This is a genomic window from Roseomonas sp. 18066, from assembly GCF_902706185.1.
Lineage (GTDB): Bacteria > Pseudomonadota > Alphaproteobacteria > Acetobacterales > Acetobacteraceae > Pseudoroseomonas.
In genome coordinates this window covers 1-11,897 of the sequence record NZ_CACSJM010000173.1, presented here as the reverse complement: position 1 = coordinate 11,897, position 11,897 = coordinate 1, and the positions used below count along the sequence as shown (strand labels likewise).

Below are 11,897 nucleotides of genomic sequence, written 5' to 3'. Positions count from 1 at the left end.
GCATTCGTGGCCATGAACTCGCTGGCCGCCTGGCGGGCGCAGGCGCCGCGGATCCGCATCGGCGTGCTCGCCGATTTCTCCGGCATCTACACCGATCTGCTGGGGCCGGGCGGCGTCGCCTGCGCCCGCCAGGCGGCCAGCGAGTTCATGGCCACGAATGCCGGGCTGAATGTCGAGGTGCTGTTCGGCGACCACCAGAACAAGGCCGATGTCGGCGCCACCCTGGCGCGGTCCTGGTTCGACCAGCAGGGCGTCGACATGCTGATCGCCGGGCCGAACTCGGCGGTGGGCCTGGCCGCCTCGACCACGTCGCGGGACAAGGACAAGGTCTGCCTCGGCGTCGCCGTCACCGCGACGGAATTCACCAACGCGCTCTGCACGCCCAACACCATCAACTGGACCTATGACGGCTACATGCTGTCCAAGGCCGTGGCGGCGGAGACGGTGAAGGGCGGCGGCAAGAAGTGGTACTTCATCTCCACCGACAACGCCTTCGGCCATTCGCTGCAGGCCGAGACCACCGCCTTCGTGCAGGAGGCCGGCGGCAGCGTCATGGGCGGCGCGCGGGTGCCGCTGGGCACGTCCGACTTCTCGGCGACCCTGCAGACGGCGCGCGCCAGCGGGGCGGAGGTGATCGGCCTGGCGCTCGGCGGCAACGACCTGCCGAACTGCATCAAGCAGGCGCAGGAATTCGGCATCACCCGCCGGATGAAGGTGGCGGCGCTGGTGATGTTCCTCAGCGACATCAAGGCGGCCGGGCTGCCGGTCATGCAGCATTTGCTGTTCACCAACAGCTTCTACTGGGACACCAACGACCAGACCCGCGCCTTCACCCGGCGGGTGCTGCCGGTGATGGGCGGCGCCTATCCCGGCATGGTGCATGCGGGCTGCTACGCCGTCACGCTGCACTATCTGAAGGCGGTCGCCGCGATGGGCGTGGCCCGCGCCAAGGAGAGCGGCGCCGCGGTGGTGGCGCAGATGAAGCGGATGCCGACGCAGGACGATGCCTTCGGCGCCGGCACGATCCGCCAGGATGGCCGCGCGGTGCTGGCCGCCTATCTGCTGCAGGTCAAGACGCCGGCCGAAAGCCGGCAGGAATGGGATTACTGCAAGCTGGTCTCGGTCATGGACCCCGACGACACGGTCAAGCCGCTGCGGCTGAGTGCCTGTCCGCTGGTGCGGACGTAAAGCCACCTGTCCGCTGGTGCGGACGTAAAGCCACCTGTCCGCTGGTGTGGACGTAAGGGCCCGCGCTGACGGCCGGCAACGCGGGGCCTCGACCGGTGGTCAGAGGTCCCGCAGGTTCTTCTTGTTCGACCGGTAGGCCTTCTGCGTCGAGGCCGAGCGGCGGCGCGCGACCTCCTGCGCCACCCGGTCCTTGGTCACCGCCAGCGCCGCCAGCTCCTGGTTCAGCTTCTGGAAGCTGGCCCAGCGGCCGGCATCGAGCAGCCCCGCCTCCAGCGCGCCACGCACCGCGCAGCCCGGCTCCTTGCCATGCCCGCAATCGCGGAAGCGGCAGCGCAGCGCGAGCGCCTCGATATCGTCGAACACCGTGCTGAGGCCTTCATCCGCGTCGATCAGGCCGACCTCGCGGATGCCCGGCGTGTCGAGGATCAGTCCGCCCTCCGGCAGCAGCACCAGCTGGCGATAGCTGGTGGTGTGCCGCCCCTTGGCATCGGCCGCGCGGATGTCCTGGGTGGCCATGCGCTCCTCGCCCAGCAGGGCGTTGACCAGGGTCGACTTGCCGACGCCGGAGGAGCCGATCAGCACGCAGGTCTCGCCCGGCAGGATATGCGCCTTCAGCGCGTCCAGGCCGCGCCCCTCGCGCACCGAGACCACCACCACCGGGCAGCCGGCGGCGAGCGCCGCGATGCCGGCGGCCTGGCTCTCGGGCTGCTCGCTCAGATCGGCCTTGGTCAGCACCACCACCGGCCGCGCGCCGCTCTGCCAGGCCGCCGCCAGGAAGCGCTCCAGCCGGCGCGGGTTGAGATCGGCATTCATCGAGGTGACGACGAAGACCACGTCGATATTGGCGGCGATCACCTGCAGCGTCTGCACGCTGTCGGCGGCGCGGCGGACGAAGGCGGTGCGGCGCGGCAGCACGGCATGGATCACCGCCTTGGCCTCGCCGGGCGTTGCCGACAGCGCCACCCAGTCGCCTGCGGTCGGATAGCCCGCCTCGCGCGCCTCGTGGCGCAGCCGTCCGGACAGCCGGGCGTTCAGGTTGCCGGCCTCCGTCACCACCAGCGGCACCTCGCGCTGCTGGATGACGATGCGCCCGGGGATGTGGCCGGCGCGCGCATGCGGCGCGAAGGCCTGCCGCAGCGCATCGGACCAGCCATACTGTTCGATCAAAGGCGTCTCTCTCTCCTGCGGGGGGCAGTCTAGCACCGCGGGGGCGGCAAACCGATGGCTTACGCCGCCCCCTCTGCCCGCGGATGGTCCAGGAAGAAGCGCAGCATGGCGCGCGAGGCGTCCGGGCCACGCGGATCGGTGTAGGAGCCGGCGGGCTGCCCGCCCGACCAGGCATGGCCGCCGCCGCGCACCAGCCAGTGCTCCAGCACCGTGGCGCCGCCGGCGTCGCGATGCCGGCTGACGCGGTAGCGGTGGCCACCGGGCACCTGGCCCTCCTCGAGCTCGACCTCGAGCGCCGGGCCGGCGCCGAACTGGGCCAGCACCTGCTCGCCGTTGCGCGGATGCACGGTGCCGTCCTGGTCGGCATGGAAGACGATGGCGCGCGGCAGGCGCGGCGCCCCGGCCGCGCGGCCGGAGCCGGAGCCGGAGCCGGAGCCGGCACAGGCGCTGGCCGGCCCACCCTGCTGCATCCCCCCCTGGCGCATCGCCGCGAAGGCCGATGGCATGTCGCGCGCCGCGCCGCAGGCCAGGCCGGAATGCACGCCGATCGCGGCATAGAGCTCCGGATAGGCGATGCCGAGGATGGCCGCCGCCGCGCCGCCCGCCGACAGCCCGGCGACATAGACCCGCCCCGGGTCGATGGCATGGTCGCGCATCACCTGGCGGGTGATGCCGGCGATCAGCGCCGGCTCGCCCCGGTCGCGCTGCTGGTCGCCGGCATTGAACCAGTTCCAGCATTTCTGCGGATTGGCCGAGCCCGGCTGGGCCGGATAGGCGACGAAGCAGCCGGCCGCCTCGGCCAGGGCGTTCATCGCGGTGCCGGCGGCGAAATCCTCCGGCGTCTGGGTGCAGCCATGCAGCATGACCAGCAGCGGCGCCGGCGCCCCACCCGGCGCCCCGCCAGGCGCCCCCGGGAGCTTTCGCGCCGGGACATAGAGGCGGTAGTGCCGGCTGCCCTGCGGCCCGTCATAGGTCAGCGCACGGAACTCGGCCCCTGGCGGCAGGTCAGGGCCGGTGGCGCCGGGCCGCGCCCGCGGCATCGCCCAGACCGTGGCCCCGCCCTGCCGCTGCAGGGTCAGGTCGATGACGCGGCCGGCCGCCCCCTGCTTGCCTGGGGATGCGGCCAGGGATGCGGCAACGGATGCGGGGGGGGTCGCTGCTTCCGGGGCGGCGGGCTGGAACAGGCCCTGCAGCAGCGCGGTCGCCTGCTGCAGCTGGCCGGAGCGGGTCAGGCGCAGCGCGTCGGCCATGGTCTGGCGGCGGGGGAAGGTCATGCGTCCTGCTTTCGGTCGGGGGGTTTGGGCGTCAGCGAAGGCGGTCGGCGAGGCCGGCCTTGACGGCTGCGCTGGCCTGCAGCGCGCCCAGCACGGAAATGCTGCGGATGGTGGCCCGGGCCAGCTCGACCGAGACCGCCGGGTCGATGCTGGCCAGGCCGAGCACGCGGATGTCGAGCATCTCGCCCGCCGCCCGCACCTCCTCCAGCAGGGCCCGGCTGAAATGCCGCAGGCCCAGCTCCAGGCTGCGCCGCGCCACCGCCTTCTGCGCCGCCTCGGCATGGCGCTCGACCTGGTTGCGGATGGCGGTGCGGATGAAGTCGGTGCGGTTGGCGTAGAAGCCGTCCTGCACCAGCAGGTCGATATGGCCGAGATCGACATAGCCCAGGTTGATGGTGATCTTCTCGCTGTCGCCGCTGCTGCGGGGCCGCAGCTCCGAGACCGTCCCAACCATTATGACCCTCCCTGCACCATCTGTGTGGATGGTATATGGAGGGTTAGGCGGGGCGGACAAGGCCCGTCGGATCAGCACCGGAACTTTCCACCGCGCTGCCCCGTTACCCGAGGCGCCCAGGGCTTCACCGGGGGACGCCGTCTCGGGAAGGCTGGCCAGCATGCGGATCGCGGTCGTGGCGCATCTGAAATACCCGATCGCCGAGCCTTTCGCCGGCGGGCTCGAGATGCACACGCATCTGCTGGTGCGGCACCTGCGGCGGCGCGGCCATGCGGTGACGCTGTTCGCGGCGGAGGGCTCCGACCCGGCGCTGCAACCGGTCACGCTCTGCCCCCCCACCGGCACGCCCGTCAGCCTGCGCGACATCGAGGACGTGGCGCTCGTCGAGCACGCCGCCTATATCCGCATCCTCGGCGCGCTCGCCACCGGCGGCTTCGACGTCATTCACAACAATGCGCTGCACTACCTGCCGCTGACGCTGGCGCATGTGCTGCCGGCGCCGATGCTGACCGTGCTGCACACGCCGCCCTTCGCCGAGCTCGGCACCGCGGTGGCCGAGCGGCATGACCGGCGGATGCGCTTCCTGGCCGTCTCGGCGGCGCTGCAGCAGGTCTGGCTGCCGCTGCTGCAGGGGGCGGAGGTGGTCGGCAACGGCATCGACCTCGGCGTCTTCCATCCCGGCCCGCCGCCCGGCGCGCATGCCATCTGGTTCGGCCGCATCGTCCCGGAGAAGGGGCTGCACCTGGCGCTGGACGCCGCCCGCCAGGCCGGCATGGCGCTGCATTTCGCCGGGCCGCGCAGCGACCCGGTCTATTGGCGATCGATGATCCTGCCGCGGCTGGGCGAGGGCGTCACCGATCTTGGCCATCTCGACCATGCGGCGCTGTCGCGGGCGGTGGCCGGCGCCGCCGTCTCGGTCTGCACCCCCTGCTGGGAGGAGCCCTATGGGCTGGTGGTGGCCGAGGCGCTGGCCTGCGGCACCCCGGTCGCCGGCTTCGCCCGCGGCGCCCTGCCGGATATCCTCGATGCCGGCAGCGGCTGCCTGGCGGCGCCCGGCGACGTCGCCGGCCTGGCCCGGGCGATGCGCGCGGCGACGGCGCTGTCCCGCCAAGCCTGCCGGCAGCGGGCCGAAGCCTTCTGCGACGCCGAGCGCATGGTCGCCGGCTACGAGGCCGCCTATGGCCGGCTGCTGCGCGACATGGCGCTGCCGCCTGCCTCCGAGGCGCTGGACCCGGTCTGACGCCGATGCCGCCCTCGCTGGTCGTCTGCGTGCCGGCCCGCGACGAGCGGGCGATGATGCCGCGGCTGCTGGCCTGCCTGGCGGCGCAGCGCGGCGCCCCGCCTTTCGGCGTGCTGCTGCTGGCCAATAACTGCCGCGATGGCACGGCGGCGGCGGCGCGCCAGGCGGCGGCGGCGCTGCCGGACCTGCGGCTGCGCATCCTCGAGCAGGAATTTCCGCCCGGGCTGGCCCATGCCGGCTCCGCCCGCCGCGCCGCCATGGCGGCGGGCGCGGCCTGGCTGCGCGAGGCCGAGGCCGGCGCCGGGCTGCTGGTCAGCACCGATGCCGATGCGGCGCCGCCGCCGGGCTGGCTGGCCGCCATCGCCGGCGCCGTGGCGGCCGGGGCGGATTGCGTCGGCGGCCGCATCCTGGCCGAGGACACCGAGGAAAACCCGCTGCCGCCGCCGATCCGCCGGATGAACCAGCGCATCCAGCGCTACTGGAGCGCGGTGCGGGCGGTGTCGGATGCCATCGACCCGGTGGCGCATGACCCGGCGCCGCGGCATGGCGACCATGTGGGCGCCAGCCTGGCGGTGACGCTGGCGGTCTTCGCGGCGGTGGGCGGGGTGCCGCCGCTGCCCAGCGGCGAGGACCTGGCGCTGGTCGCCGCCATCGAGGCCGCCGGCGGCCGGGTGCGGCACGACCCGGCGGTCTGGCTGCCGGTCTCCGCCCGCCGCCAGGGCCGCGCCGAGGCCGGCATGGCGGCCGAGATGCAGCGCTGGCTGACCGCCGAGGCGCAGGGCCCCTATCTGCTGCCCGCCGCCGGCTTCTGGGCCGCCCAGGCGCGGCAGCGCCGGCAGATCCGCCAGGCGCATGGCGGCGACCCGGCCGCGCTGGCCCAGGCGCTGGGGCTGCAGGCGCTGGAGGCGGCGGCGGCGGCCAGCGGCAACGACATCGCCTTCGTCGCCCGCGTCACCGCGCTGCTGCCGCGCGCCGCGCCGCCGCAGCAGGAGATCACCGCGGCGACGCTGGCGCTGGAGGCGATGCTGGCATGAGGCCGATCGGCTACTACCTGCACCACCAGGGCGTCGGCCATTGGCAGCGGGCGCGGCTGGTCGCCGGCCGGCTGCGGCGCCCCTGCACGCTGATCGGCACGCTGACGGCGGAGCAGCAGCAGCAGGGCGGCGCCGTGCTCGCCTTGCCCGACGACGCCCTGGCGGTGCCGCCGCCGCCGCGGCCGGGGGCGCGCGCGGGGGACGCCGCGCTGCATTACGCGCCGCCGGGCGCCGGGGTGCTGCGCCGGCGCAGCCTGCTGCTGGCCGGCTGGATCGCGGAGCATCGGCCGGCGCTGATGGTGGTCGATGTCTCGGTCGAGGTGGCGCTGCTGGCCCGGCTCTGCGCCACGCCGGTGCTGTATTTCCGCCTGGCCGGCCAGCGCGACGACGCTGCTCACCTGGCCGCCTTCGAGGCCAGCGAGGCGCTGGTGGCACCCTTCCCGGCGCTGCTCGACGATCCGGCGCTGCCCGGCTGGGTGCGGGCGCGCAGCTTCCATGCCGGCTTCCTGGCCGAGGCGCCGGACGGCCCGCCGGCGCCGCGCCCGCCCGGGGCCCCGCGCATCCTGGTGGTGCGCGGCCGTGGCGGCGAGGCCGCCCCCACCGCCGCCATCGCCGCCGCCGCCGCCGCGACCCCTGGCCACCGCTGGCAGGTGATCGGCCCGGCGGCGCCCTGGGCCGGGCCGCTGCCGGACAATCTGGCGCTGCTCGGCTGGGTGGCGCGGCCGGCGGCGCTGCTGCAGGCGGCCGACATCATCGTCGGCGGCTGCGGCGACGGGCTGCTGGCCGAGGTGGTGGCGCGGGGACAGCGCTTCATCTGCCTGCCCGAGCCGCGGCCCTTCGACGAGCAGGGGGCGAAGGCCGCCCGGCTGGCCGCCCTCGGCGCCGCTCTGGTGCTGCCGGCCTGGCCGGCGGCCGCGGCCTGGCCGGACCTGCTGCGCCAGGCGGCGGCGCTGGACCCGGCGGCCCTGGCGCGGCTGCGGACCCCTGACGCGGTCGCGGCGCTGGCAGCCTTCATCGACGACACGGCCGACCAGGCCGAGCAGCGCTACGGCGACGCTGGCTAGCAGGTTGTCTTCGGAGGAACGAAGACAACCTGCTCTGGCTGTTTGCCTGATCGCGTGATCAAGGCTTCTCGGTGATGCCACCTCCAGCCATCACGCCCTAGAACAGCCGCTCCGGACCGCAGGCGGCGGCGGCCAGCTCGGCCGGGTCCGGCCGGCGCAGCAGGCGCGGCGCGCCGCCCGCCGGCCAGTCGATCAGCCCGAGCGCCGCGAAGTCGCGCAGCCAGCCCTGCATCGGCCAGCTGCCATGCCGCGCGGCGAAGCGGGCGGCATTGGCCAGGATATCGTCGAAATGCTGCAGCGGCGGGTCGAAGACCGGGTGGTGCTGGTGGAAGGCGCGGGTCTCGCCGGTGAACAGCAGCGGCAGGCCGCGGGCGGCGGCGCGGAAGGCCAGGTCGGTGTCCTCGGCGCCATAGCCGGTGAAGCCTTCGTCGAAGCCGCCCAGCGCCTCGAAGCTGGCGCGGCGGATGGCGAAGGCCAGCGACCAGAACAGCCCGGCATTCGCCTCGCGCCGCAGCCCGGCACGGGGAAAGGGCCGCATCGGATGCGGCCGGCCCAGCGCCGCCAGCCGCCCGGGCGGGATCGGCGGCGCGGTGGCGCCGGGCGGCAGATAGAGGATCTCGCAGCAGACCAGCGCATCGTGCCGCTGCAGCGCGGCGGCCAGCTGCGCCACCAGCCCGGGCGCCGGGATGCAGTCGACGTCGAGGAAGATCAGCCCCGCCGTGCCGGCCAGCGCCGCCGCCCGGTTGCGCGCCGCGGCCAGCGGCAGGCCGGCCGCCGGCGCATGCTCGTGCCGCAGCGGGAACGGCAGCGCGGGGACCGCCGCGGGGGTGTCGTTCAGGTCGATCAGCACGCCGCGGCGCGGCCAGGCCCTGCCGGCGGCCAGGCCCGCCAGCAGGTTGCGCAGATGGCCCGGCCGGCCCTTGGCCAGGGTCAGCACCGCGACATCCGGCCCCTCCGGCCGGCCGGCCGCCCGGCCCGTCACGGGCTGCGGAAGCCGGAAGGGCCGCTGCGCATCTCCGCCAGCAGCCAGGCGCGGAAGGCCTGCAGCGGCCGCGACTGGCCATGCGCGGCCGGGTAGGTCAGCCAGTAGGTGCGGCGGCTGCTGCCCAGATGCGCGAAGGGGGCGACCAGCCTGCCGGCGGCCAGATCCTCCGCCACCAGGAAGCGCGGCAGCAGGGCCAGGCCCAGCCCGGCGCTGGCCGCCTCGGCCATCAGCGGCGCGTGCTGGAAGCCGGGGCCGTGGCGGAGCTCCGGCGTGGCGCAGCCGAGGTCGGCCAGCCAGTCCTCCCAGGCGGCGGGGCGGTCCAGGTGCAGGATCAGCGGCAGCCGGGCCAGCGCCTGGATCGAGGGCCGCGGCCCGGCCGGGCGCAGCCGCGGGTGGCAGACCGCCACCTGCTCCTCGACCAGCAGCGGGTCGGCGACCAGCGCCGGCGGCGGCGCGCTGTTGAAATAGATGGCGGCGTCGAAGGGGTGGCGGGCGAAGTCGACATCCTCGGTGCGGGTATAGAGGTTCAGCCGGATCTTCGGATGGCCGGCGACGAAGCGGGCATGGCGCGGCATCAGCCAGCAGGCGCCGAAGCCGGGCAGCGTGGTGACATGCAGCGACGCCACCTCGCCCTGCCGCGCCACCCGCGCCGTCGCCCGCTCGATCCGCGCCAGGGCCGGCGCGATCTCCTTCAGATAGGCGGTGCCGTCGGCGGTCAGCGCCAGCCGGCCGGATTCGCGCCGCAGCAGGCTGGTGCCGAGCTCCGCCTCCAGCAGCCGTAGCTGGCGGCTGATGGCGCCCGGGGTCAGGCAGCAGGCGCGGCCGGCCTCGGCGAAGCTGTGCAGGCGGGCCGCGGCCTCGAAGGCCTGCAGCGCCATCAGGGAAGGCAGGCGGCGCTGCATCGCATCTCCTGCCCCGGCGATGAAAACTGCGGGGCAGCGCAGTCTTCATCGCTTGCCCCCCGGCGCGCAACCCCCTGCAATGGCGCAAACGCCCCCGCACGCCCCGTCACCGAATGGAGCGCCTCGCCGATGATCCGCCGCCGCCATCTCCTCGCCACCAGCCTGGCCGGCAGCCTGCCGCTGGGCCTGGCCGCGCCCGCCGTGCGCGCCGCCCCCGCGCCGGTGCTGCGCTTCATCCCCCAGGTCGACCTGGCGGTGCTGGACCCGACCTTCGCCTCCTTCTACGTGACGCGGAACCATGGCTACATGGTCTTCGACACGCTCTATGGCCTGGACGGCAGTTTCGCCGCGCAGCCGCAGATGGCCGCCGGCCAGGTGATCGCCGCCGACGGCAGGCAGTGGGACATCACGCTGCGCGACGGGCTGCTCTGGCATGACGGCCAGAAGGTCACGGCGCGGGATTGCGTCGCCTCGATCCGCCGCTGGATGGGCAAGGACGCGCTGGGCGCCGCGCTGGCCGAGGCGACCGACGAGCTCTCCGCCCCCGACGACCGCACCATCCGCTTCCGGCTGAAGAAGCCCTTCCCCCTGCTGAGCTATGCGCTGGGCAAGACCGCGGCGCCGATGTGCGCCATGATGCCGGCGCGGCTGGCCGAGAGCGACCCGGCCAAGCCGATCACCGAGATGGTCGGCAGCGGCCCCTATCGCTACCTGGCCGACGAGCGGCTGCAGGGCGCGCGCAACGTCTATGCCCGCTTCGACCGCTATGTCCCGCGGGACGGCGGCACGCCGGACTGGACCGCCGGGCCCAAGGTCACGCATTTCGACCGCGTCGAATGGACCACCATCCCGGACGCCTCGACCGCTTCCGCCGCCCTGATGACCGGCGAGCAGGACTGGTGGGAGCTCGCCTCGCTCGACCTGCTGAAGACGCTGCGGGCGCGGCGCAACCTGAAGGTCGCGGTGACCGACCGGACGGGGTGGATCGGCGTGATGCGCGCCAACCACACCCAGCCGCCCTTCAACAACCCGGCGATCCGCCGCGCCTTCTGGGGCGCGCTGGACCAGGCCTCGGTGATGCAGGGCATCGTCGGCGACGAGCCCTCGCTGTTCCATGACGGCATCGGCTTCTTCTGCCCCGGCACGCCGATGGCGAGCGATGTCGGCCTCGAGGTGCTGAAGGGCCCGCGCGACTACGACAAGGTCAAGAAGGAAATCCTGGCCGCCGGCTACAAGGGCGAGCGGGTGGTGGTGCTGGCCCCGGCCGATTTCCCCAGCATCAACACCATGGCGCTGGTCTGCGCCGACCAGATGAAGAAATGCGGGCTGAACGTCGACCTGCAGAGCATCGACTGGGCCAGCATGACGCCGCGCCGCTCCAACCGCGGCACCGTCGACCAGGGCGGCTGGAGCGTCTTCTTCACCGCCTTCACCGGGAGCGACCTGCTGAACCCCGGCGGGCATTTCGTGCTGCGTGCCCAGGGGCAGAGCGGCTGGTTCGGCTGGCCCGACAGCCCGCGCATCGAGCAGCTGCGCAGCGCCTGGTTCGACGCCCCCGACCTGCCGTCGCAGCAGGGCATCTGCCAGGACATCCAGCGCCAGGCGGTGCAGGACGCGCCCTATTACCCGCTGGGGCAATGGGAGCAGCCGACGGCCTACAACGCCAACCTGACCGGCATGCTCGACGGTTTTGCGACGTTCTGGAACATCCGGCGTGGCTGAGGTTTCTCCCACGGCCATCGCGCTGGTCGACGGCTTCCGCAAGGGCCGCCTGTCGCCGGTCGATGTGCTGGAGCAGACGCTCGAACGGCTCGACGCGGCCGCGGAGCTCAACGCCGTCGCCCTGCTCGATGCCGCGACCGGCCGGCTCATGGCGGAGGCCTCGGCGCAGCGCTGGCGCGAGGGGCGGCCGATGGGGCCGCTGGACGGCGTGCCGGTGGCCATCAAGGACACCGGCCATGTCATCGGCTGGCCGACCCGCTATGGCTCGGCCACCACCGCCAGCCGCCCGCTGGCGGCCGAGGATTCCCCCGGCATCGCCCGGCTGCGCGAGGCCGGCGCCGTCTTCTTCTGCAAGACCACCACGCCGGAATATGGCTGGAAGGGCATCACCCACGGGCCGCTGACCGGCGTCACCCGCAACCCGCATGACACGGCGCTGACCCCGGGCGGGTCCAGCGGCGGCTCGGCGGCGCTGGTGGCGGCGGGGGTGGTGCCGATCGCCACGGGCGGCGATGGCGGCGGCTCGATCCGCATCCCGGCCGGCTTCTGCGGCGTGGTCGGGTTGAAGCCCAGCTACGGGCTGGTGCCGCATGCGCCGGCGCCGCTGGGCTGGCTCGGCGTCTTCGGCGGCATGACCCGCGACGTGGCCGACACGTCTCTTCTGATGACGCTGATCGCGGCGCCGGACGGACGTGATGCCTTCGCCGTGCCGGCGCCGGCCGTGGATTACGCCGCCGAGGCCGAAAAGGGTGTCGCCGGCCTGCGCATCGCCATCTCCCGCGACCTCGGCTTCCGCGGGGTGGTCGACCCGGCCGTCGCCGATGCCTTCGAGGCGGGGGTGCAGGCGCTGGGCCGGGTCGACCACCC

General features: G+C 74.1%; 11 protein-coding genes. 6 read left to right on the top strand and 5 right to left on the bottom strand.

All coding sequences use genetic code 11. From position 1 onward, the window contains the following. The coding region (locus tag GVN67_RS25040; RefSeq protein ID WP_160000044.1) for an ABC transporter substrate-binding protein at positions 1-1,188 on the top strand (1,188 nt) is incomplete at its 5' end. Positions 1,189-1,287: 99 nt separating this feature from the next. Here GVN67_RS25040 and rsgA read toward each other — a convergent pair. From rsgA to GVN67_RS25025, 3 genes are read right to left on the bottom strand one after another with little or no spacing between them, the layout of a single operon-like run. Beyond that, a complete protein-coding gene (gene rsgA, locus GVN67_RS25035; RefSeq protein ID WP_160000043.1) occupies positions 1,288-2,355 on the bottom strand; it encodes a ribosome small subunit-dependent GTPase A in 1,068 nt (355 codons plus the stop codon). Positions 2,356-2,414: 59 nt separating this feature from the next. Further along, positions 2,415-3,629, bottom strand: coding sequence for a PHB depolymerase family esterase (locus tag GVN67_RS25030; RefSeq protein WP_160000042.1), 1,215 nt, complete (start codon positions 3,627-3,629; stop codon positions 2,415-2,417). A 31-nt stretch (positions 3,630-3,660) separates the two neighbouring features. Then, on the bottom strand, positions 3,661-4,083 hold the full coding sequence (locus tag GVN67_RS25025; RefSeq protein WP_160000041.1) for a CopG family transcriptional regulator: 423 nt from the start codon (positions 4,081-4,083) through the stop codon (positions 3,661-3,663). Between the two features lie 160 nt (positions 4,084-4,243). Between GVN67_RS25025 and GVN67_RS25020 the strand changes: the two genes are divergently transcribed. From GVN67_RS25020 to GVN67_RS25010, 3 genes are read left to right on the top strand one after another with little or no spacing between them, the layout of a single operon-like run. After that, positions 4,244-5,323, top strand: coding sequence for a glycosyltransferase family 4 protein (locus tag GVN67_RS25020; RefSeq protein ID WP_160000040.1), 1,080 nt, complete (start codon positions 4,244-4,246; stop codon positions 5,321-5,323). A gap of 5 nt (positions 5,324-5,328) precedes the next feature. Further along, on the top strand, positions 5,329-6,357 hold the full coding sequence (locus GVN67_RS25015) for a glycosyltransferase family 2 protein (protein WP_160000039.1): 1,029 nt from the start codon (positions 5,329-5,331) through the stop codon (positions 6,355-6,357). Next, entirely contained in the window at positions 6,354-7,421 is a 1,068-nt protein-coding gene (locus tag GVN67_RS25010) for a glycosyltransferase (protein ID WP_160000038.1), read from the top strand. Before GVN67_RS25015 ends, GVN67_RS25010 begins: the two co-directional genes overlap by 4 nt. A gap of 97 nt (positions 7,422-7,518) precedes the next feature. Here the strand turns inward: GVN67_RS25010 and GVN67_RS25005 are convergent, their stop codons facing one another. Continuing rightward, positions 7,519-8,403, bottom strand: a complete 885-nt coding sequence (locus GVN67_RS25005) for a galactosyltransferase-related protein (protein ID WP_160000037.1) — start codon at positions 8,401-8,403, stop codon at positions 7,519-7,521. Next, positions 8,400-9,308 carry a LysR substrate-binding domain-containing protein gene (locus tag GVN67_RS25000; RefSeq protein ID WP_160000036.1) on the bottom strand — a complete coding sequence of 303 codons (909 nt, stop codon included), beginning with the start codon at positions 9,306-9,308 and terminating at the stop codon, positions 8,400-8,402. Before GVN67_RS25000 ends, GVN67_RS25005 begins: the two co-directional genes overlap by 4 nt. A gap of 129 nt (positions 9,309-9,437) precedes the next feature. Between GVN67_RS25000 and GVN67_RS24995 the strand changes: the two genes are divergently transcribed. Further along, complete coding sequence (locus tag GVN67_RS24995) at positions 9,438-11,030, top strand: ABC transporter substrate-binding protein (protein ID WP_160000035.1); 1,593 nt, start codon at positions 9,438-9,440, stop codon at positions 11,028-11,030. Then, positions 11,023-11,897 (top strand): amidase family protein (locus tag GVN67_RS24990; RefSeq protein ID WP_255430435.1); only part of this gene is annotated, 875 nt, incomplete at its 3' end. The genes GVN67_RS24995 and GVN67_RS24990, both read left to right, overlap by 8 nt.